At 70.2% G+C, this 22,554-nt stretch carries 15 protein-coding genes and 1 pseudogene; 9 read left to right on the top strand and 7 right to left on the bottom strand.

Annotated features, from left to right (window positions below):
* Positions 1 to 18: 18 nt before the first annotated feature.
* The 3 genes from ACIBLC_RS02905 to ACIBLC_RS02895 all read left to right on the top strand — a co-directional run bounded on the left by ACIBLC_RS02905 (position 19) and on the right by ACIBLC_RS02895 (position 4,458).
* Complete coding sequence (locus tag ACIBLC_RS02905; RefSeq protein WP_399208828.1) at positions 19 to 2,733, top strand: ATP-binding cassette domain-containing protein; 2,715 nt, start codon at positions 19 to 21, stop codon at positions 2,731 to 2,733.
* Complete coding sequence (locus ACIBLC_RS02900) at positions 2,730 to 3,584, top strand: ABC transporter ATP-binding protein (RefSeq protein ID WP_399208827.1); 855 nt, start codon at positions 2,730 to 2,732, stop codon at positions 3,582 to 3,584. Before ACIBLC_RS02905 ends, ACIBLC_RS02900 begins: the two co-directional genes overlap by 4 nt.
* An 82-nt stretch (positions 3,585 to 3,666) precedes the next feature.
* Positions 3,667 to 4,458, top strand: coding sequence for an aldo/keto reductase (locus ACIBLC_RS02895; RefSeq protein WP_399209268.1), 792 nt, complete (start codon positions 3,667 to 3,669; stop codon positions 4,456 to 4,458).
* Positions 4,459 to 4,530: 72 nt separating this feature from the next.
* Here ACIBLC_RS02895 and ACIBLC_RS02890 read toward each other — a convergent pair whose 3' ends face one another.
* The 4 genes from ACIBLC_RS02890 to ACIBLC_RS02875 form a co-directional block, all read right to left on the bottom strand.
* A complete protein-coding gene (locus tag ACIBLC_RS02890; protein ID WP_399208826.1) occupies positions 4,531 to 5,232 on the bottom strand; it encodes an SDR family oxidoreductase in 702 nt (233 codons plus the stop codon).
* Positions 5,233 to 5,292: 60 nt separating this feature from the next.
* Entirely contained in the window at positions 5,293 to 6,195 is a 903-nt protein-coding gene (locus ACIBLC_RS02885; RefSeq protein WP_399208825.1) for a class I SAM-dependent methyltransferase, read from the bottom strand.
* Between the two features lie 160 nt (positions 6,196 to 6,355).
* On the bottom strand, positions 6,356 to 8,065 hold the full coding sequence (locus ACIBLC_RS02880) for a glycoside hydrolase family 6 protein (protein ID WP_399208824.1): 1,710 nt from the start codon (positions 8,063 to 8,065) through the stop codon (positions 6,356 to 6,358).
* Between the two features lie 92 nt (positions 8,066 to 8,157).
* Positions 8,158 to 9,636 (bottom strand): cellulose binding domain-containing protein, encoded by a 1,479-nt coding sequence (locus ACIBLC_RS02875; protein WP_399208823.1) that lies wholly within the window; start codon positions 9,634 to 9,636, stop codon positions 8,158 to 8,160.
* Between the two features lie 253 nt (positions 9,637 to 9,889).
* Here ACIBLC_RS02875 and ACIBLC_RS02870 point away from each other — a divergent pair, with 253 nt between their 5' ends.
* Together ACIBLC_RS02870 and ACIBLC_RS02865 are read left to right on the top strand one after the other, a co-directional pair.
* A complete protein-coding gene (locus ACIBLC_RS02870; protein WP_399208822.1) occupies positions 9,890 to 12,805 on the top strand; it encodes a glycoside hydrolase family 48 protein in 2,916 nt (971 codons plus the stop codon).
* Between the two features lie 115 nt (positions 12,806 to 12,920).
* A complete protein-coding gene (locus ACIBLC_RS02865; protein ID WP_399208821.1) occupies positions 12,921 to 15,554 on the top strand; it encodes a cellulose binding domain-containing protein in 2,634 nt (877 codons plus the stop codon).
* Positions 15,555 to 15,600: 46 nt separating this feature from the next.
* Here the strand turns inward: ACIBLC_RS02865 and ACIBLC_RS02860 are convergent, their stop codons facing one another.
* Positions 15,601 to 17,484, bottom strand: coding sequence for a rhamnogalacturonan lyase (locus ACIBLC_RS02860; protein WP_399208820.1), 1,884 nt, complete (start codon positions 17,482 to 17,484; stop codon positions 15,601 to 15,603).
* Positions 17,485 to 17,524: 40 nt separating this feature from the next.
* Positions 17,525 to 18,493: a helix-turn-helix transcriptional regulator gene (locus tag ACIBLC_RS02855; RefSeq protein ID WP_399208819.1), complete on the bottom strand. Its 969-nt coding sequence runs from the start codon at positions 18,491 to 18,493 to the stop codon at positions 17,525 to 17,527.
* Positions 18,494 to 18,555: 62 nt separating this feature from the next.
* Between ACIBLC_RS02855 and ACIBLC_RS02850 the strand changes: the two genes are divergently transcribed.
* Positions 18,556 to 19,035, top strand: a complete 480-nt coding sequence (locus tag ACIBLC_RS02850) for a hypothetical protein (protein WP_399208818.1) — start codon at positions 18,556 to 18,558, stop codon at positions 19,033 to 19,035.
* A 308-nt stretch (positions 19,036 to 19,343) separates the two neighbouring features.
* Here the strand turns inward: ACIBLC_RS02850 and ACIBLC_RS02845 are convergent, their stop codons facing one another.
* Positions 19,344 to 19,643, bottom strand: a complete 300-nt coding sequence (locus tag ACIBLC_RS02845) for a MerR family transcriptional regulator (protein ID WP_399208817.1) — start codon at positions 19,641 to 19,643, stop codon at positions 19,344 to 19,346.
* 304 nt (positions 19,644 to 19,947) lie between these two features.
* On the opposite strand from ACIBLC_RS02845, the gene ACIBLC_RS02840 reads away from it, so the two are divergent.
* The 3 genes and pseudogenes from ACIBLC_RS02840 (at position 19,948) to ACIBLC_RS02830 (ending at position 22,542) form a co-directional block, all read left to right on the top strand.
* Complete coding sequence (locus ACIBLC_RS02840) at positions 19,948 to 20,259, top strand: hypothetical protein (protein WP_399208815.1); 312 nt, start codon at positions 19,948 to 19,950, stop codon at positions 20,257 to 20,259.
* 419 nt (positions 20,260 to 20,678) lie between these two features.
* A pseudogene (locus tag ACIBLC_RS02835) lies at positions 20,679 to 21,489 on the top strand (helix-turn-helix transcriptional regulator).
* A 111-nt stretch (positions 21,490 to 21,600) separates the two neighbouring features.
* Positions 21,601 to 22,542 (top strand): NADP-dependent oxidoreductase, encoded by a 942-nt coding sequence (locus ACIBLC_RS02830; RefSeq protein WP_399208814.1) that lies wholly within the window; start codon positions 21,601 to 21,603, stop codon positions 22,540 to 22,542.
* Positions 22,543 to 22,554 lie beyond the last annotated feature (12 nt).

Raw genomic sequence — 22,554 nt, 5'->3', positions numbered from 1 at the left:
TCACCAGAGGGACTTGGAATGTCTGACCTGCTGGGATTCGTGCTGAGCGGACTGGTCTCGGGCGCGCTGTACGCACTGCTCGCGACCGGGCTCGTCCTTTCCTACTCCGCCTCGGGCCTGTTCAACTTCGCGCACGGCGCCACCGCGTATCTCTGCGCGCTCGCCTTCTACGAACTCCACACGGGCCTCAGGTGGCCCGCCCTGCCGACGGCCGTGCTGGTGGTGGGCGTGCTGGCGCCCGCCCTGGGCTGGGGGCTTGACCGGCTGATGTTCCGCAAGCTCGCGCGGGTGGGCGAGACGGCCCAGATCGTCGCCACCATCGGCCTGTTGGTGGCGCTGCCCGCGCTGGGGCTCTGGATCGTGGAGCTCCTCAGGAACGCCGGGGTGTCCGTCAGGCCCGCCGAGAACCAGTTCGGACTGCCCGGCGTCGGACCGAGCCCGGCGAAGTCCTGGCAGCTGATGGACGGAGTCGGGGTCGACTCCGACCAGTTGATCACCTGGGTGGCGACAGCCGTCGTCGCGGTCGGCCTCTGGGTGCTGATGCGGCACACCCCGCTGGGGCTGAAACTCCGGGCGTCGGTGGACAACCGGTCCCTCGTGGAGCTCCGCGGCATGAGCGCGGACCGGCTGTCGTCCCTCGCGTGGATGCTGTCGTCGGCACTCGCCGGCCTCGCGGGCGTCCTCGCCACTCCCCTGCTCGGCCTGTCCGCCCACGACTTCACCCTCTTCCTCTTCGTCTCGGCCACCGCGGCGGTCCTCGGCCGCTTCGTGTCCGTCCCGCTCGCCTTCGCGGGTGGACTGGGTCTCGGGGTGCTGCAGAACCTGGTCGCCGGATACGCCACGTTCGCCGAGCGCGTCACCGGATTCCGTACGGCGGTTCCGTTCCTGATCCTCTTCGCGGGACTGCTGGTGCTGACGCGACGACAGCGGACGGCGGGCACGGCGGCGGCGACGGATCCACCGCCGGTGGACTACCTGGCCGGGCTGTCGTGGGTACGGCGCTGGGGGCCCTGGGCGGTGGCGGCGCTGCTGCTCGCCACCGCCTTCTACACCGTCACGAGCCCTTTCTGGAGCGGCGTCCTCGACCAAGGGCTCGCCCTGTCCCTGGTGTTCGTCTCCTTCACGGTGGTCACCGGGCTCGGTGCGATGGTGTCGCTGGCGCAGGCGACGTTCGTGACGGGCGCGGCGCTGGTGGCGGGGCTGCTGATGAGCCATGGCTGGCCGTTCGTGGCCGCCGCGGCGGTGGGCACCTGCGCGGCTGCGGTGCTGGGCGCGCTGGTGGCGCTGCCCGCCCTGCGGGTGGGCGGCCGTTCCCTCGCGCTCGCGACCCTCGCGCTGGCCTTTCTAGCCGACCAGGTCCTGTTCCAGACGGGCTGGTTGAGGAACGGTGACACCGGCTGGGCGATTCCGCGGCCGGTGTTCGGTCCGGTGGACCTGAGCGACGACCGTGCGATGGGCGTGGCGATGATCGTGCTCGTCGCCCTGGTGGTGGCGGCCCTGAGCGCGCTGCGCGACTCGCCGTCCGGGCGGGCGATGCTCGCGGTCCGCTCCGCTCCGGCGGCGGCGATGGCCTCGGGGGTGTCGGTGATCCGCACCAAGCTGATGCTGTTCACGCTGTCGGCGGGCCTCGCGGGCTTCGGCGGCGTCATGTACGCCTCGTACAGCACCCGCGTCACCGCGACCGACTTCACCGCGATGACCGGCCTGATCTGGCTCGCGGTGGTCGTGGCGGCGGGGGTACGCCGTCCGCAGTTCGCCGTGGTGGCGGGGCTCGTCTACGCCGTCGTACCGCATCTGTTGTCGGACTACGTCACCGAGTCCACGCATCTGCCGGTGGTCCTGTTCGGCCTGGCGGGTCTCGCGCTGGCCAACGACCCGGACGGGTACGCGGCCGCGGTGTCCACCAGGCTGCATCGCAGGCGCACCGCTGCCGCCGCACCGCCGGCACCACACAGGGCGAGCGAGCCGCTCCCCGCGCCGTCCCCCGCCGCCGCCCTCGAACTGCGCGCCGTCCGCGCCGGATACGAGGGCGCGCCCGTCCTGCACGGCGTCGACCTCACCGTCCGCCCCGGCGAGATCGTCGCCCTCCTCGGCCCCAACGGCGCCGGGAAGTCCACCACTTGCCGGGTCGCCGCCGGGGTCCTGACGCCGCTCACCGGCCAGGTGTACGTCGCCGGACGCGACGCCACCCGCGAGGGCGCCGTCACCCGGTCCCGGGCGGGGGTGGTGCTCGCGCCCGAGGGACGCGGGATCTTCCCCTCGCTCACCGTCGAGGAGAACCTCGCCCTGCGGCTGCGCGCGCGGGACGAGCGCGACGCCGTGTACGCCCGCTTCCCGGTCCTCGCCGTACGGCGCGGCGTCCTGGCCGGTTCGCTCTCCGGCGGCGAGCAGCAGTTGCTCGCGCTCGCGCCGCTCCTGCAGAGCCCGCCGAAGGTGCTGATCGCGGACGAACCCTCGCTCGGACTGGCCCCGCGCGTCGTCAAGGAGGTGTTCCTGCTGCTCAACGAGCTGAAGGAGGCGGGCACGGCGCTGCTGCTCGTCGAGGAGAAGGCGTCCGAGGTGCTCGGGGTCGCGGACACGGTCGCGTATCTCACGCGGGGGCGGGTCACCTGGTGCGGTCCGCGCGAGGCGGTGGAGGCGGACCGGCTCACGGAGGCGTACCTGGGGCTCGGGACCGGCGCCGAAAGCTCCCCGCGGCACGGCCCCCGGCGCGAAGGGGTGGTGCGGCCGTGAACGACGATCCGGCTGTCCTGGAGGCCGTGGGCATCGGCGTCCGCTTCGGTGGCGTCCGCGCCCTCGACGGGGTGAGCCTCGCCGTGCGCCCCGGCGAGGTCTGCGGGCTGATCGGTCCGAACGGCGCCGGCAAGACCACCCTGTTCGACGCGCTGTCCGGCATCCGCCGTCCCGACGAGGGGCGCGTCCTGCTCGACGGCGAGGACATCACGCGCCGCTCCCCCGTCTGGCGCGCCCGCCACGGTTTGCGCCGCACCTTCCAGCGGCAGCAGCTCTTCGGCCAGCTCACGGTGGCCGACAACCTGGTGGTCGCGCAGGAGTGGCGCGGGGGCGGCGGCGGTCTGGTGGCGGACCTGCTGGCGGCGCCCACCCGGCGCGGGTACGAGAAGGCCCGCCGGGAACGCGCGGCGGCCGTGCTGCGCGATTGCGGGCTCGACGAAGTCGGCGAGGAGTACGCCGGAACCCTCCCCGTCGGTCGGGCGCGCATGGTCGAACTGGCGCGTGCGGTCGCGGAGCCGCCGAGGGTGCTGCTGCTGGACGAGCCCGCGAGCGGAATGACGGACGACGAGATCGTCCAGCTGTCGTCCGTCGTGCGTCACCTCTCGGCCGAGGAACACTGCGCCGTACTCCTCGTCGAGCACAACGTCGCCTTCGTCATGGAACTCTCCACCCGTGTGGTCGTCCTCGACCTCGGCCGGATCCTCGCCGAGGGAACACCCGCCGAGGTGCACGCCGACCCCAGGGTCAGGCAGGCTTATCTGGGATCTGTTTCCGGCCAATCCGGGGCTCGCCGCGCCGGTCCACGGGGTGAATCGACCGACAAGGAATGCGACACGGCCGGTGATCGTTGACGATGGAGGTTCCACCCGACGACTGAAGGATCGAGAGCTCGTGAGCAAGGTCCCCCCGATCATCCTGAACAACGGCGTCGAGATGCCGCAGCTCGGTTTCGGCGTCTGGCAGGTGCCGGACGACGAGGCGGAGAGGGCGGTCGCCACCGCGCTGGAGGCCGGGTACCGCAGCATCGACACGGCCGCGATCTACGGCAACGAAGAGGGCACCGGCAGGGGTCTCGCCGCCTCCGGAGTCGCCCGCCAGGATCTCTTCGTCACCACCAAGCTGTGGAACAGCGACCAGGGGTACGACTCGACCCTGCGCGCGTTCGACACCTCACTCGACAAGCTCGGCCTGGACTACGTGGATCTGTACCTGATCCACTGGCCGACGCCGGACCGCGCCAAGTACATCGACACGTACAAGGCTTTCGAGAAGATCCACGCGGACGGCCGCGCCAAGGCCATCGGTGTCTCCAACTGCCTCCCGGAGCACCTGGAGTCGCTGATCGAGGCGACGTCCGTCGTCCCGGCCGTCAACCAGATCGAGCTGCACCCGCACCTCCAGCAGATCGCGGCGCGTGAGTACCACGCGGAGCAGGGCATCGCCACCGAGGCGTGGTCCCCGCTCGGCTCGGGCCAGGGCCTCCTCGAGGTCCCGGCGATCGTCGCCATCGCCCAGAAGCACGGCCGCACCCCCGCCCAGATCGTCCTGCGCTGGCACCTTCAACTCGGGAACGTCGTGATCCCCAAGTCCGTGACCCCGTCCCGGATCAAGGAGAACATCGACGTCTTCGACTTCTCCCTGGACGACGAGGACATCGCGGCGGTCTCCGCCCTGAACGAGGACCGGCGCGTGGGTACGGCACCGGTGGCGTTCAACACGGCCTGACCCGCACCATCGCCGGCGCCGGCCCGGACGCGTGCTTCGCGTCCGGGCCGGCGCCGTTCGTACCCGGGCGGCTCAGACCGGCTGGCCGACCGGCCGCACCACCACGGTGTTCACATCGACCCCGGCGGGCTGCCCGATCGCCCAGACGATCGACTCGGCGAGCTGGTCGGCGGTCAGCAGCAGACCGGGCGGCAGGCTGCCGTAGTTGTCCCAGAACGGGGTCTCCACCCGCCCCGGCGAGATCAGGGTCACGCCGACCCCGAACTCGGTGACCTGCCGCCGGGTGTTCTCGGCGAGCCCGGTCACGGCCCACTTCGTCGCCCCGTAGATGTTGCCGGGGGTGTGCACGTGGCCCGCGACGCTGCCGACGAGCACGATCCGGCCCCGGGTCTCCTTCAGGGCGTCGATCGAGGCCCTGATCAGCAGCGCGGGACCGAGCACGTTGGTCAGCACCATCTCGGACCACCCGGCGGGGTCCCCCTCCGCGACGGTGTCGTGGGTGGCGAAGCCCGCGTTGGCGATGACGGTGTCGAGCCGCCCGAACTCCTTGAGCGTCGCCTCGACCGCCGCACTCACGTGGTCGTACTCGGCCGCGCTCCCGGCGATCGTCAACAGGCCCTCGGGGTGCCCGAGTTCCTCAGCGAATCCGCGCAACCGCTCCGCACCGCGCCCGGTGACCGTCACCCGGTGCCCGGAGTCGAGAAGTCTGCGCGCGACCGCGGCGCCGATGCCGCTGCCGCCGCCGGTGATGAGCGCTACAGGCGAGTCGGTCATGGTTTCCCCCATAAGTTCGCGATGGACAGGGGGAGTTCATCACCTGGAGCGCTCTCGAAGTCAAGGCCGCACTGCGACGTGGACCGTGTGCGCCGTCAGCAGGAACAGATCCGTGCGGTGGTGCACGCTCGCCTTGTCGTCGGGGTCCAGGAGCCGGTCGAGGGTGGCGCGGTCATCCGCGTCGAGGCCCTCGGCGATCGTGTCCCGGCGGTGGGTGAAGGAGGACACGACGAAGGTGCGGGCCTCCTGCGACAGCGGGGCCGGGAAGTCTGCGAGAAACGTGCGGGTCCCCACGTGACGCAGGCCGACGGACGCCAGCAGGGCGGGCCAGTCCTCCGTCTCCGTCACCGCGCCGGGCAGCTCGTCCCGCATTTCGGCGAACCACTCCTCCTGGACCCTGTCGATACGGGCCTGCAGGCCCGGACGGCCGATGCCGAAGTCGCGCGGCAGGAAACGCGAGGGCAGACCGCCCTCCAGGAGGGCCACGGCGCCGCCGGGTGCGAGCGCCCGCGCGAAACCGGCGAGCGCCGCCCGCTGGTCGCCGACATGATGCAGGGACCTGCTGGCCCACAGCAGATCGGCCGGGTACTCCAAGTCACCGAGCCCGTCGTCGAGTTCGGCCCGCAGGGTGCTGAAGCGGTCGGCGAACCCGAGCCGGCCGGCCCGCTCGCGGGCCCGCTCCAGGAGGGGTTCCACACCGTCCACGGCGACGACCCGCGCCTGCGGGAAGGTGTCGGCGAGGAGACAGGAGATGACGCCGGGGCCGCTGCCCGCGTCGACGATCATCTCGGGCTCGGGCTGCCACTCCCGCAGCCAGGCCGCCACGCTCGCGTACAGCGGGGTGAACAGCTCGGCCTCCTGTTCCAGGTAGGGGAGCATCTGGGCGAAGTCCATGTGCGTGTGGTCGTGCTTCGGGTGACCCGCGTGGGTCCGGCCGTGATCGTGGTCGTGGTCGTGTGCCATGGTTCCGAGCCTCTCGTCCGGGTGAGAACAGCGTGCGTCACAACTCCCGGAAACAGCTACTCGTGTTGCGTAAACAGCAAACTCTCGGGCGGCGGAAGTGTGGTCCACCGGGGCCGGTCCAAGCGGCCCCGGCCCCGGTGTGCCACGGTCTACCCGCCGGTCAGAGCGCCGGGTAGGCGTTCTTCATGAGCTCCTGGAACTGGGCGGAGAACCAGTGTCCGGAGAGCGGCGCGTTCGGCAGCGCGCCGGACAGGTTGTTGTTGTTCCGCGGGTTGCCGGTGTACGTCGGGTCGCACATCCGGTCGAATCCCTTGCCCTCGTCGTTCGGGATGGCGGTGCTGGAGCCGTCCGACTCACCCGGGGGCTTGATCCAGACGTACGCGTCGATCCCGGCCGCCGGAGCCGCCTTCGGACGCTCACCGAGGCCGGCACCGGACTGGTTGCACCAGTTGCCGAGGTGGATGCGCCGGTCGTAGCGGCCGCCGTCGACGTACGTGTCCACGGAGGTCGTCGCGCCCGGTCCGGTGGGCCGCGCGGTGCCGCCCCAGCCGTTGCGGGAGGTGTCGATCAGCATGCCGATGCCGGAGTCGAAACCGATGGAGACGAGCTGGTTCCGCATGGCCTGCGCGTACGACAGCTCGTCGACGTAGCGGTTCCAGTCGACCCACTTGGACAGCCGGACCGACGAACCGTTCACGGTGTCGTTGATCGTGAAGTGGTCCTCCTTCAGGGCGCTGTAGTTGGCCGTGTTGACGATGAAGCCGTGCACGTCGGCGACGGTGGCGCCCTCGGCGGTCGCGGCCTGCTTGAACATGTCGGCGGAGGCCCCGAAGTTGTCGTCCCAGCCGAGCCAGCCGTGGTGTCCGGCGTCCACGTAGTTGTAGACGTTGGGCACGTCACCGAGCTTGTTCAGGGCGTAGCCGACACCCTTGACGTAGTTCCCGTTCGCCTTCATCGTGTCGCAGTTGGCCGTCGCGGTGGCGCGCGGGCTGACGTTGGTGACCAGGTTCGGGAGCGAGTCGATCTCCACCGTGGTCACGATCCGCAGGCCCGCGTACTTCGGGTCGGCGAGGATCGCGGCGATCGGGTCGATGTAGGCGGTCTTGTACCTGTCGATCTCGGTCGCGCCGAGCTCCCCGTTGGAGGCGAGGGCCGCGCAGTCACGGCCGGGGAGGTTGTAGATGACGAGCTGGACGGCCAGTTCGCCGGAGCCCTTCTGGACCAGGGCCTGGTCGAGGTGGGCGCGAAGCCCCATGCCGCCGTTCACGCCGTTGATGGCGGCGATCCGGTCGAGCCAGACTCCGGTGGGCTGATTGGAGATGCGGCTGCCGCCCGGTTCGGCGGCGGCCTTCGCGGCCCACTCGGGGTTCACGTACACCTTGGCTCCGGCGTACGGGTTGTCGACCCTGCTGCCGGCGGGCGGATCCGTCGGATCGCCGCCTCCGCCCCCGTCGTCGACGTTGCAGGTCACCCCGTCGAGCGTGAAGGTGGTCGGCAGCGCGTTGGTTCCGCTGTACGAGGCGTTGAAGCCGAAGCTGACCGAACCGCCGCTCGGCAGCGAGGCGTTGTAGCTCTCGTTGGCGGCCGTGACCGCCGTGCCGCTCTGGCTGATCTTCGCGTTCCAGCCCGAGGTGACCTGCTGGTTCCCGGCGTACGACCACTTCACCGCCCAGGAGGACTTGGCGGCGCTGTTGTTGGTGACGGTGACGGCGCCGGTGAAGCCGGCGCCCCACTGGCTCTGCACCTTGTAGTCGACGGAGCAGGGGACGGCCGCGACGCCCACGTCGACCGGGATGACCGCGGCTGCGGCTCCGGCCGTTCCGGCGACCATGGCGAGGGCGGCGAGTAACGCTGTTCTGGTACGGCTCATGAGTGCGGGTTCCTGTCGGTAGACGACTGCTGGACGACTTTCCGTAGGGGGTTGTCCGGTGGGCCGGCCGTTGCGGCGCCGGCCGCCGAGGGCTATCCGCCGAGGGCGCGCAGGTGGTCGCGCAGCCCGATACCGAACGGCGTCGGTGTGCCGTTGTAGTCGGAGATCAGGGCCGGACCCGAGGAACAGTCCCAGGTGTTCCAGGTCCAGCCGAGGTAGGAGAGACCCCGTGCGTCGAACCACGCCATCACCCGGTCGATGAAGGAGTGCGCGCAGGTGTTCTCGCCGATCTCGCCCGCCACCAGCGGGACTTGCGCGGCCACGGGAGCGAGCGTGGAGTCCCAGCAGCTCTCACTGGAACAGGTGTTGAAGTTGTAGACGTGCCAGGCGGCGACGAGATTGCCCGTCGGGTCGCTGGGCCGGTACGTCAGCCACTGGCTCAGGTCGTTCGAGTACGCGAGCCCGCCGGCCAGGATCAGGTTCTGGGCGCCGGTGCCGCGTATCGCGTCGACCAGGTCCTGCATTCCGGCCACCTCGTAGGAGATGCCGGGGCAGTTGCCGCCGTCCCGCCAGCAGGTCCACGCCTGGGTGGTCGTGGAGGTCGCGCGGTCCGGGTAGGGCTCGTTGAACAGGTCGAACGCGACGGCCCCGTCGTCCTTGAAGGTGCTCGCGACCGAGGTCCAGAAGGACGGCGTGTACTGCGCGTTCGGCATCGGTTTCTGGCAGCTGGCGTGCACGTCCGAACATCCGGCGGAGTTGCCGGTGTACTGGCCGTAGGACCAGTGCAGTTCGAGCATCGGCGTCATGCCGTGCGCCTCGACCTTCGCCACCAGGTCCTTGACGGCGGCGATGTAGTTGGCGCCTCCGTACTCGGGCTTGATGTTGGACAGGCCGAGCCAGCACTCCTCGTTCAGCGGAATGCGGACCGTGTTGGCCTTCCAGTCGGCGATGGCCTGCACCGAGGCGTCGTCGACCGGACCGTCGAAGATGCCGTAGCCCTGCACGCACATGTACTCGCCGCCGGAGCGGTTGACGCCGAGCAGCCTGCGGGTCGCGCCGTCCGCGTCGACCAGCCTGTTACCGGAGACGTGCAGTTCGGGTGCCTCACCGGTGGCGGGCGGCGGATCGGTCGGGGTGGGCGTGGGCGTCGGTTCGACGTCCACGTTGCACGTCGTCCCGTTGAGCCTGAACGACGTGGGTACGGCGTTGCTCCCCGACCTCGAAGCGAGGAATCCGGCGCTGACACTGGCCCCTGAGCCCAGCGCACCGTTCCAGCTCTCGTTGGCCGCGGTGACCGTCGTACCGGACTGGGACCACTTGGCGTTCCAGCCCTGGGTGACCTTCTGGCCCTGCGCGTAGTCGAAGGTGAGGCTCCAACTGCTCACCGCCGCCGCGTTGTTGGTGACCGTCACAGCGCCCTGGAAGCCGGTGTCCCACTGTCCGGTGACGGAGTACTCCACCGTGCAGGGGGGTGCGGCTCCTGAAGCCGTGACGACCGGCGCGATCGCGGTGCCGACAAGGGCCACCGCGGCGCCGAGAACGAGCATGCCTAATCGAGGGGGATGTCTCATGAGCGACTCCTTGCAGCTCGGACGCGTCGTGACACACGCGTCGACTGATGGAACCGCTCCCACTGGTGCGGATGAAGTTAGCGCCAAGTGCCGGTAAAGGACAGAGCAGTTGCACTGTTGATCAATCGAATCATTTCGACTCTTCAAGCACCTTGACCCCTCTCACCCTCATCTCCACTATGGGAGCGCTCCCACTGGTTCAAGGCTTGTTGCTCCTCCCCCACTTCTCCGAGCCGCAAGGAGGAACCAGCACATGCATTCCAGACGGAGACGCCGCACCGCGCGGCGACTGTGGACGGCTGTCGTGGCGGCCCTAGCCCTTCCGCTGACCACCCTGGCGACCGGCACAACTCCCGCCCACGCGGCGGCAGTTCAGTGCAGCGTCGACTACAGGACCAACGACTGGGGCTCCGGCTTCACCGCGGAACTCACCCTCACCAACCGGGGTACGGACGCGATCAGCGGCTGGAACCTGACGTACGCCTACACAGGCAACCAGACCCTCACCAACGGCTGGAACGGGACCTGGTCCCAGTCCGGCAGGACGGTCACGGCGACGAACGCCACCTGGAACGGGACGATCGCCGCCGGGGCCGCCGTCACCACCGGCGCCCAGTTCACCTACAGCGGCACGAACACCGCCCCGACGTCCTTCGCGGTCAACGGCACCACCTGCGCCGGCGCGCACCAGCCGCCGGTGACCGTGCTGACCAGCCCGGCCGCGGGCGCCGTCTACTCCCAGGGCGACGCGATCCCGCTGGCCGCGACAGCGGCGGCGGCCGACAGCGCGACGATCAGCCGAATCGAGTTCTACGACGACACGACCCTGCTGGGGACCGACACCAGCTCGCCGTACACGCTGTCGGTCAACAGCCTGGCCGCGGGCAGCCACTCGCTGGTCGCCAAGGCGTACGACAGCCTGGGCGCGTCGGCGGACTCCACACCGGTCGGCATCACGGTGGCATCGGGTCCCGCCGTGGTGGCCTCACCGGGCCAACTCGGCGTCCAGCAGGGTAAGTCGGGCACCTTCGACGTGAAGCTGTCGACACAGCCGAGCGCGAACGTGACCGTCGCGGTCGCCCGCACGGAAGGCAACACCGGGCTGTCCGTCACCGGCGGCGCCGCTCTCACCTTCACGCCGGCCAACTGGAACACGGCGCAGAAGGTGACCATCACCGCCGACGCCTCCGGTACGGGTTCGGCGACCTTCACGGCCTCCGCGACCGGCCACGCCAAGGCCGCGGTCACCGTGACGGAACTGGCCGCGTCGAAGGCGTACGACGCCCGTTTCCTGGACCTCTATGGCAAGATCACCAACCCGGCGAACGGCTACTTCTCCCCCGAGGGCATCCCGTACCACTCGGTGGAGACACTGATCGTCGAGGCGCCGGACCACGGCCATGAGACGACCTCGGAGGCGTACAGCTATCTGATCTGGCTCCAGGCGATGTACGGGAAGGTCACCGGCGACTGGTCCAGGTTCAACGCCGCGTGGACGACCATGGAGACGTACATGATCCCCACGCACGCCGACCAGCCGACGAACTCCTTCTACAACGCCTCGAAGCCGGCGACGTACGCACCCGAGTACGACACCCCCAACCAGTACCCGGCCCAGCTCGACAGTGGTGTGCCGGTCGGTCCGGACCCGATCGCCGGCGAGCTGAAGAGCGCCTACGGCACGGACGACGTGTACGGGATGCACTGGCTCCAGGACGTGGACAACGTCTACGGCTTCGGCAACTCGCCCGGCAAGTGCGAGGCGGGACCGACGGACACCGGACCCTCGTACATCAACACCTTCCAGCGCGGCCCGCAGGAATCGGTGTGGGAGACGGTCCCCCAGCCCACCTGTGACGCCTTCAAGTACGGCGGCACGAACGGGTACCTGGACCTCTTCACCGGCGACGCCTCGTACGCCAAGCAGTGGAAGTTCACCAACGCGCCGGACGCCGACGCGCGGGCCGTGCAGGCCGCGTACTGGGCGGATGTGTGGGCCGAGCAGCAGGGCAAGGGAGCCGACGTCTCGACGACCGTCGGCAAGGCGGCGAAGATGGGCGACTATCTGCGCTACTCGATGTACGACAAGTACTTCAAGAAAATCGGCAACTGCGTCGGCCCGTCGACGTGCGCGGCCGGTACCGGCAAGGACGCCTCGCACTACCTGATGTCCTGGTACTACGCCTGGGGCGGCGCCACCGACACCTCGGCGGGCTGGGCCTGGCGCATCGGCTCCAGCCACACCCACGGCGGCTACCAGAACCCGCTGGCCGCCTACGCGCTCAGCTCGTACGCCGACCTGAAGCCCAAGTCCTCGACAGGGCAGGCGGACTGGGCGACCTCGCTCAACCGGCAGCTCGAGTTCTACCGCTGGCTGCAGTCGAACGAGGGCGCCATCGCGGGCGGTGCGACCAACAGCTGGGCGGGCCGTTACGCGGTTCCCCCGGCGGGTACGCCGACCTTCTACGGCATGTTCTACGACGAGAAGCCCGTGTACCACGACCCGCCGTCCAACCAGTGGTTCGGCTTCCAGGCGTGGTCCATGGAGCGGGTCGCCGAGTACTACCAGCAGACGGGGAACGCGAGCGCCAAGGCGGTCCTCGACAAGTGGGTCGACTGGGCACTGTCCAAGACCACGATCAACCCGGACGGCACCTACCAGATCCCCTCCACCCTCCAGTGGTCCGGCACACCGGACACCTGGAACGCATCGAGTCCCGGCGCCAACAGCGGACTTCACGTCACCGTCGCCGACTACACGAACGACGTCGGCGTGGCCGCCGCGTACGCCAAGACCCTGACGTACTACGCCGACAGGTCCGGTGACACGCAGGCCGCGACGACGGCGAAGGCGCTGCTCGACGGCATGTGGGGCAACTACCAGGACGGCCTGGGCATCGCCGTCCCGGAGACCCGCGCCGACTACAACCGCTTCGACGACGGTCTGTACGTCCCGAGCGGCTGGAGCGGCACCATGCCGAACGGCGACCCGGTCAACGCGTCGTCGACGTTCGACTCGATCCGCTCCTTCTACGAGGACGACCCCGCGTGGTCGAAGATCGAGTCCTATCTGGCGGGCGGGGCCGCGCCCTCCTTCACGTACCACCGGTTCTGGGCCCAGGCGGACATCGCTCTCGCCATGGGCTCGTACGCGGAGCTCCTCGAATAGCCCCCGCCAGGCCCACCAGGGCCTGGAGCTCCGCGTACCGCGCCGGGCGGCCCCCTCCCGCACTGGGGGCCGCCCGGTCGTCGCGCACCCTTCTCTCCCGGAGAGGACCCCACCCGTGCGAAGAACCCGCATCCTCACGGCCGTGCTCGCCCTGGCCGCCGGACTCCTGGCCGGCACCCCGCCCGCGCTCGCGGCCGGTCCCCCCGGCCCGGCTCTCGCCGCCGACACGTACACCTGGAAGAACGCCCGGATCGACGGCGGCGGTTTCGTCCCCGGCATCGTCTTCAACCGCTCCGAGAAGAACCTCGCCTACGCCCGCACCGACATCGGCGGCGCCTACCGCTGGGTGGAGGCGTCGAAGACCTGGACCCCGCTGCTCGACTCGGTCGGCTGGAACGACTGGGGCCACACCGGCGTCGTCAGCCTCGCCTCGGACTCCGTGAACCCCGACAGGGTGTACGCGGCGGTCGGCACGTACACGAACAGCTGGGACCCCGGAAACGGCGCCGTGCTCCGTTCCGCCGACCGCGGCGCGAGCTGGCAGAAGGCGGACCTGCCCTTCAAGCTGGGCGGGAACATGCCCGGCCGCGGCATGGGCGAGCGGCTCGCCGTCGACCCGAACAGGAACAGCGTGCTGTATCTCGGCGCGCCCAGCGGCAAGGGGCTGTGGCGGTCGACGGACTCGGGCGTCTCCTGGTCCCAGGTCACGAGCTTCCCCAACGTCGGCAACTACGCGCAGGATCCGACCGACACCAGCGGTTACGCCTCCGACAACCAGGGCATCGTCTGGGTCACCTTCGACGAGTCGACCGGCTCGGCCGGTAACGCCAGCCGGACCGTCTACGTCGGGGTCGCCGACAAGGACAACGCGGTCTACCGCTCGACCGACGGGGGATCCACCTGGTCCCGGCTCGCAGGGCAGCCCACCGGCTACCTCGCCCACAAGGGCGTTCTCGACGCGACGAACGGCTACCTCTATCTCGCGTACAGCGACAAGGGCGGCCCCTACGACGGCGGCAAGGGACGGCTGTGGCGGTACGCGACCGCGACCGGGACCTGGACGGACATCAGCCCGGTCGCCGAGGCCGACACCTACTACGGCTTCAGCGGACTGACCGTCGACCGGCAGCACCCCGGGACGGTGATGGCCACGGCGTACAGCTCCTGGTGGCCGGACACCCAGCTCTTCCGCACCACGGACAGCGGCGGCACCTGGACGAAGGCCTGGGACTACACCTCCTATCCCAACCGCTCGAACCGCTACACGATGGACGTCTCCTCCGCCCCCTGGCTGACCTTCGGCGCGAACCCCTCACCGCCCGAACAGTCGCCGAAACTCGGGTGGATGACCGAGGCGCTGGAGATCGACCCGTTCAACTCCGCCCGGATGATGTACGGGACGGGCGCGACGGTCTTCGGCACGGAGAACCTGACGAACTGGGACAGCGGAAGCCAGTTCACCATCAAACCGATGGTGCGGGGCCTGGAGGAGACCGCGGTCAACGACCTCGCCTCTCCCCCGTCCGGCGCCCCGCTGCTCAGCGCCCTCGGTGACATCGGCGGCTTCCGGCACACGGACGTCACCCAGGTGCCGCCGATGATGTTCACCTCGCCCAACTTCACCACGACCACGAGCCTGGACTTCGGCGAGACCAGCCCCGACACGGTGGTCCGCGTCGGCAATCTCGACGCCGGGCCGCACATCGCGTTCTCGACGGACAACGGCGCCAACTGGTTCGCGGGCACGGATCCTTCGGGCGTCAGCGGCGGCGGCACGGTCGCCGCGGCGGCCGACGGCAGCCGGTTCGTGTGGAGTCCCGCGGGTACGGGCGTGCAGTACACGACGGGGTTCGGCTCGTCCTGGTCCGCTTCGAGCGGCATCCCGGCGGGCGCGGTCGTCGAGTCGGACCGGGTCGACCCGCGGACCTTCTACGGCTTCAAGTCGGGCACGTTCTACGTCAGTTCGGACGGCGGCGCGACCTTCACCGCGTCCGCCGCCGGCGGTCTGCCCAGCGGCGACAGCGTCCGCTTCAAGGCGCTGCCCGGCACGAAGGGCGACGTGTGGCTGGCGGGCGGCGCGAGCGACGGCGCGTACGGTCTGTGGCACTCGACGGACGGCGGCGCGAGCTTCGCCAAGCTGTCCGGCGTCACCGAGGCGGACACCGTCGGCTTCGGCAAGGCGGCACCCGACGCCTCGTACCAGACCCTCTACACGAGCGCGAAGATCGGCGGCGTACGCGGCATCTTCCGCTCGACGGACAAGGGCACGAGCTGGACGCGGATCAACGACGACGCCCACCAGTGGGGTTGGACCGGCGCCGCGATCACCGGCGATCCCCGGGTGTACGGGCGTGTGTACGTGTCGACGAACGGGCGCGGGATCGTCTACGGCGAGACGGCGGGCACTCCCGACGGCGGCGGCGGTACCGGGGCCTGCTCGGTGTCGTACGACATCACGAGCCAGTGGGCCGGCGGCTTCCAGGGCGACGTGAAGCTGACCAACACGGGATCGAGCGCCTGGTCCGGCTGGTCCCTGAACTGGACCTTCCCGAACGGCCAGACCATCTCCCAGCTCTGGAACGCCGGCCACACCCAGTCCGGCGCGACGGTGACAGCGAGGAACGCCGGCTGGAACGGCAACGTGGCGCCGGCCTCCTCCGTGAGCTTCGGCTTCACGGCGAACTGGTCGGGATCGAACAGCGAACCGACCGTGTTCAAGCTGGGTGATCAGAGCTGCGCGGTCAGTTGACCGATGGAGGGCGCGTGCCGGTCACGGCACGCGCCCTCGTCTTCACCTACGGCGTGTAGACCGTCGGTCGGGGAGCCGTCGCCATCCCGTTGCCGATGAAGTAGCTCGGGTGGGGCGGCTGGTTGTAGGCGGTGTTCTGCCAGGCCAGGGCTGTGCGGTACATCGTGTCGTGGAGGAGGGTGGTGATCCTCGTGGTCGTCTCGGTCGGGGTGGAGTAGATGCGCAGGGCGGTGTTGCCGGTCGTCGGCCAGACGACCTCCTCGCGCCAGTCGCCGAAGATGTCGCCGGACAGGGACGGGGTGGCCTTGGTGCCGTTGTTGGAGTGGACCGAGGCGCCGGTCAGCAGGCGGGTGTCCGACGAGGTGCCGTACTTGTCGATGTGCGTGCCGTCGAGGAGTTCGCGGACGGGGTCGCCGTCCCACCAGGACAGGAAGTTGACGGAGGACGGCTCGCGGCCCTTGGTGGCGCCCGCCTCGTCGCGGATGGACGTGTCGGAGGCCGACCACACCTCGGCGCCGTCGTTGCCGGCGTAGATGTCCCCGGCCACTCCCCGGCCGTTGTCGCAGCAGGCCGCGAGGCTCCAGTTCACGGTCCCGTTGGCCGGGTTGATGTAGAGCTCGGCGGGCTGGCCGGTCGACTCCGAGACCTTGAAGTACTCCAGGCCGGCGTGCGACGGGTCCAGGTCGCCCAGGTGCTGGGCGTCGCCGTGGCCGGTCTTCGTGGTCCACAGACCGTTGCCGTTGTCGTCGACGGCCATCGCCCCGTAGACGACCTCGTCCCTGCCGTCGCCGTCGACGTCACCGACGGACAGGCTGTGCGAGCCCTGCCCGTCGTACCCCTTGCCGCTGTTGGTCGAGGAGTTGGTGTCGAAGGTCCAGCGCCGGGTGAAGGCCCCGCCCCGCCAGTCCCAGGCGGCGATGACGGTACGGGTGTAGTAGCCGCGCGCCATGATGAGCGAGGGCCGCGCGCCGTCCAGGTAGGCGGTTCCGGCGAGGAACCGGTCGACGCGGTTGCCGTACGAGTCGCCCCAGGAGGAGACCGTGCCGCGCGCGGGGACGTAGTCGACGGTGCCCATGGCGGCGCCCGTCTGTCCGTTGAACATGGTGAAGTACTCGGGCCCGGAGAGCACGTACCCGCTCGAGTTGCGGTAGTCGGCCGAGGAACTGCCGATCACCGTGCCCCGGCCGTCCGTCGTGCCGTCCGCCGTCTTCAGTGCGACCTCGGCCTTGCCGTCGCCGTCGTAGTCGTAGACCTGGAACTGCGTGTAGTGCGCGCCCGAGCGGATGTTCCGGCCTAGGTCGACGCGCCACAGCCGGGTGCCGTCGAGCTTGACGCCGTCGATGACCGTGTTGCCGGTGTAGCCGGACTGGGAGTTGTCCTTGGCGTTCGTCGGCTGCCACTTGAGGACGAAGTCGAGCGCGCCGTCGCCGTCGAGGTCCCCGACGGAGGCGTCGTTGGCCTCGTAGGTGTAGGCGACGCCGTCGGGGGTCGTGCCGCCGGCGGGCGGGGTGATCGGCACGTCCTTGTATCCGGTGCGGAACTGGATCGCGTGCACCGAGTCGCCCTGCTCGACGCCGTTCACGATCGCGCGGATCGTGTAGTCGGCCGAGTTGGGCGCTCCGGAGTGGAAGTAGTTCGTGGAGCCGGTGACCGGGCTCGAGTTGACCTTCGTACCGGCGCGGTAGACGTTGAAGGACACGTCGTTCGGGTCGGTGCCGAGCCAGCGCCAGCTGACGAGGTTGCCGCTGCCGGTGTAGACGCTGACGACGCCCCGGTCGAGGGCCTCGACCTGGCGGGCGGTGGCGGCCTGGGCGGTGCCGGGGGTGAGGGCGGTCAGTCCGGCGGCGACGAGGGCCGCCGTGGCGATCACCGCGGAGAGCGCGATTCTTCGGGTGCTGGACGGCTGCGAGTGCGGGTGCGGGTGCTGCACGTGACGTACCTCCTGAGAGGACGGGCGGGGTTCCGACCCCTCAGTCGCCGCCGCGCACCGCCGGGTTGCCGTACCTCTCGGCCAGTTCCGTGACCGTCCGGGCGATCCGCTCCCGCAGCTCCGCCGGGGCCAGGACCTCGACGTCCGTGCCCAGCCGGAGGAACTCGGCGTGCGCGTGGTCGACGGACTCGATGGGAACGGTGGCCTGAAGCCAACCCTCTTTGTCCGGGCGGGCGTTGGCCTCGACAGCACGGGCGAGCTGCCCGGTGAGTGCGGCTCCCGGCCGGAGCCGCACCACCGCCTCCGAGCGGAACAGCCGGTCGTGGAAGTCGCGCTGGTACGCGGTCCAGTACGCTGCGAGGCCGAAGTCCTCGGGGCGGGTGAACTCCTCGTCCCCCACCGCCAGTTCGAGGATCTGATCGACCCGGAATGTACGAGGGCCCGGCCCCGCGACGACGTACCAGCGGCCCGCCTTCAGGACGAGGCCGTACGGCTCCAGGCGGCGCTCCACATCGGTGGGCGCCCGCCAGCGGCGGTAGCGGATGTGCAGGACACGGCTGTTCCAGACGGCGTCGGCGACCGCGGGGAGGTACGGCGTCTCGTCGGCGTCCGCGTACCAGCCCGGCGCGTCCAGGTGGAAGCGGCCGCTGATCCGGTCGGCGTGCGCGCGCAACTCGCCCGGGAGAGCGGCGCGCACCTTCAACTGGGCGGCGGCCAGGACAGAACCGAGGCCGAGCTCGGCGGCCGGTCCGGGAACACCCGCGAGGAACAGGGCCTCGGCCTCCCCCTCGGTGAGTCCGGTGAGGCGGAGGCGGTAGCCGTCGAGGAGCTGGTAGCCGCCCGCGTGCCCGGCGTCCCCGTACAGCGGCACGCCCGCCGCGTGCAGCGCGTCCACGTCCCGGTACACGGTCCGCACCGACACCTCCAGCTCCTCGGCCAGTTGGGCGGCGGTCATCCGGCCGCGGGTCTGGAGGAGCAGGAGGACCGAGAGGAGCCGCGCTGACTTCACCGCACCAGAATCCCAGACTCCACTGACAGAAGGTGTCAGTGGACCGGACCTAGCTTGCTCGCATGGCCTTCAGGGAGAAACTGCTGACCGTTCCGCCGCCGATCGAGCTCGCGGGACGGCACATCAAGCGCTACCACGTCACCACGGACCCGGCCGGCATCGCGCCCGACGTCGAGAAGGCGGCGTACGCGATGCTGCCGCACCTGCTCCCGGAGCCGGACGACACCCCGCCCGCGACCTTCGTCGTGCTGCACCGGGGCGGCGACGACGGCGCGTACCTCAACGCCTACAGCTGGGTGTGGGACAACGTCCTGCACTTCCGGGGCGCGTCGGCCGGCCAGCCGGTGCTCGGCTGCCCGGACCGGGACCCGGCCCACTTCGTCACACTCGAACGCCCCTGGATCGGCTGCGTCTGGGAGCTGCCGCCGATCCTGCACGAACGCGACGCCTGGGTACGGCACATGCTCGCGCCGGACACCCCCGACCTCGACGCCTACGTCCACGACTCCCTCCCCGAGGGCACCACAGGAGACCGCTCATGAGCACCGCGCAAACTGGAGTACGCGCGGGAACGGGAGTACGCGCAGGTTTGTAGAAGGTCTCTGCGTGCGATCTGTCGCATGGCAGCAGGTCCAAGACCTGCGTACGACCTGTCGCTGAGTCGTTGGCAGCGGCTGGTGGCGGACAAGGGGAGCCTTCGGTGAAGTGGAATCGGCGCTGAGTGGCGGCGCGGCAGGACATCTGGCGGCCGCGCCCCGCCGCCCGTCAGCGCATGCCGGCGGGAGTGGAACGACAACTCGCCGGGTGTGGTCACCGGGAGCGTATCGGCTCCAGGTTCCACCGGCCTCGGTTACCAGGCGGGGGGTCTTGTCGTGGCAGACGAGTGCTCTCGCAGGTCGGTGATGCGCTGGTCGATGAGTGCGCGTTCGGCCACCAATCGGTCCACCGGGCCAGGGGGTACCTCGCCGGAGTCGACGTACGGCAGCACATCGCGGACCGTGGTGCTCGCCAAGCCTGCGGCGTACAGCTGTGGGATCAGCCTGACGCGTTCGACGGCGGAGTCGGGATAGTGCCGCTGACCGTCGGCGCTGCGGTCGGCGTGGAGCAGCTGCCGTTCCCCGTAATGGCGGCGCAGGGCTCTCACGCTCACGCCCGTCTACTCGGCGACCTCACCGATCCGCACCTGTCCTCCTTCGGCCGGAAGAAGCGGGCGCACGGACCAGATACGCCGACCCACCACGGAATGACCCTGGTGGGCCCACGCCGACTGCTCAGCGCCGGGCGTCTGCCACAAGGGCGCTCAGGCGGTTCTCATACTCGCGGCGGGCCTTGCGCTGGGCCGGGACCGCAGTGGTCCCGTCGAATGGCTGGCAGCGGTCGAGAAGTTGGCGGTGTACTGCGCGCACGGCAGCGCCACGAAGGGTGTAACCCTGGCCGCGCCGTACAGTCACGCCATGGTCGAGCACGGTGTGCTCGGCAGGCTCCAGCTCGGCGGCGGAGGAAGACCGCCAAGGAGACGGGGCTCTCTGGTCCGGCGCTGCACCGCCACTTCTCCAGCCGCGACGACCTTGGCGGAGCTGGTGCTCGACGCCTGCCAAGGTGCCGCCGATGCCGTCCACGCGGTGGACACCCGGGACGGCGGGCGGGCCGTGCTCCACACTCTGACCGGCACCTACCGCGCGTGGGCCGCGGCGCAGTCGCACCTCTACCTGCTCATCCAGGGCCCCCGGTGGCGGGCTTCGCCACTCCCGCCGAGGCCGTACTGAAGACGCGCTCGGTCCTGGACCGTTCCTGTCCGACTTCGCCGAGGGGCGGCCGCCGTCCGCCGTGGACCCGCTTCTTGACCAGTTGTGGACATGACTGATTGAAGAACCCTAGGTGGCGGCTTGGGTCCAGCAGTGGACGGGCCGGCCCGCCACCGGATCCGCAGCGGCTTTCGCACTCGCCGGGGCGGTGCCCCTCCGCGACCGCAGACTGCTCCCGCTCCACCGCCCGCGCCGCCGCGCCGACGACGGGCTGGGCCCCGGGCCCGGGCCCGGGCCCGGCGGAGGCCGCCGTCCCCGCCCGCCGTGGACCTGTGCGGTCGGAGCCCCAGCCAGGGACAACTTGTCCGGGGTTAGATCTGCCCTTCATCCGGTTCCGGGTTCGCGTCAAGATTGCCCTGTCGAACAGAGGAGGTCGGACGATGGACCGGGCGTTGCTGGCGGATTTTCTCCGAGCGCGTCGTGAGGCGTTGCAGCCGGAGGATGTCGGGCTTCCCCGCGGGCAGCGGCGGGCTGCGGCGCGAGGAGGTGGCGGTGCTGGCCGGTATGTCGGCCGACTACTACAGCCGAATCGAGCAGCAGCGGGGTCCGGCGCCGTCGGAGCGGATGCTCGCCGCGCTCGCCCGGGCGCTGCGTCTCAACCAGAGCGAGCAAGACCACCTCTTCATCCTGGGCGGGAACCCGGCGCCGCGGCGGATCCCGCGGGACGACTACATCGGTCCCACGATGACGCGGATCGTCGCCGGCCTCTCGGACGTGCCCGCCATCGTGCTGTCACGGCTCGGCGAGGCGTTGCTGCAGACACCCCCTGCGGTCGCCCTGCTCGGTGACCACACCCAGTACTCGGGCATGTCCCGTTACCTGGTCTACCGCTGGTTCACCGGTGATCCGCGGATCCGCGGCCTGTACCCCGTCGAGGACCACCCGATACGGGGCAGGGTGTTCGCCACGGAGATCCGGGAGGCGTACACGGCGGATCCCACCGGGAGGGCCGGCGAGATCGTCGCGGCGCTGCTGGAGGCCAGTTCCGAGTTCGCGAACATCTGGCGGTTGCACGAGGTGGGAGTGACCCATCATCACGACCTCAAGCGCTACCTGCACCCCGAGTTGGGGGAGCTGGAGCTGTACGCCGAGATGCTGCTGGATCCGGAGCAGTGTCAGACGCTGCTGGTTTTCACCGCCGTGCCCGGTTCCCCGAGCCACGGCAAGCTTCAGCTCCTGACCGCCGTCTAGCGGCTGCCGACCTCACACACCTGAAGGCACTGCCTCGAAGCCGAGGCGCGCCCGTGTCTCACGATGCCTCAGATTCGAAGCATCTCCTCCGCCATGAAAGGTGGCATTGCTATGAAAGCAGTGCGTTTCCATGAGTACGGCACTCCGGACGTCTTGCGTTACGAGGACGTGGAACAGCCGGTTCCCGCGGCAGGGGAGGTACGGATCCGGGTAGCCGCAACGTCGTTCAACCCGGTCGACGGCAACATCCGCGCGGGCTTCATGCAGGGCCCCATCCCGGTGACCCTGCCGCACACCCCCTGCATCGACGTCGCGGGCACGGTCGACGCGCTGGGCGACGGCGCGGACAGGGTCAGGGCGGGTGACCAGGTCGTCGGCTTCCTGCCGATGACCGGCGCCGGCGCGGCGGCGGAGTACGTTATCGCACCGGTCGGCCTGCTGACGGCAGCGCCCGCGAGCATACCGCTGGCCGATGCGGCCGGGCTGCCGCTGGTCGGGCTCACCGCCTGGCAGGCCCTCTTCGACCACGCCAAGCTCACTGCGGGCCAGCGGGTGCTGATCAACGGTGCGGGCGGCGCGGTCGGCGGCTACGCCGTCCAGCTGGCCAAGCATGCCGGCGCACACGTGATCGCCACGGCCGGGGCTCGCAGCATCGAACGCGTCAGGACGGCGGGTGCCGACGAGGTGTTCGGCCACGGGGTCCCCGAGCTGTCCGCGCTGGTCGACGTCGTGCTCAACCTCGCGCCGGTCGATCCGATGCAACTGGCCGCGCTGACCTCCGTGGTCCGCGACGGCGGCATCGTGGTGAACACCACGGTGTGGATGCCCGCGCCTTCCGACGAGGAACGCGGCGTGCGCGGCGTCAACCTCTTCGTCAACAGCGACGCCGCGCAGCTTGCGAGGCTGGTGACGCTGGTCGACTCCGGAGCGCTGCACGTCGACATCGCTCGACGGGTGCCGCTGGCCGAGCTGCCGGCGCTGCACGCGCAGGCCGCGGAAGGCGCGCTCTCCGGCAAGATCCTCATCCTTCCCAACGCCGCTTCTCTCACGTAGGCGCCCTTCTTC

This window comes from Streptomyces sp. NPDC050535 (assembly GCF_044457665.1).
Classification (GTDB): domain Bacteria; phylum Actinomycetota; class Actinomycetes; order Streptomycetales; family Streptomycetaceae; genus Streptomyces.
Note: the sequence above shows the minus strand (reverse complement) of the source record. Positions and strands in the feature narration are given on the sequence as shown.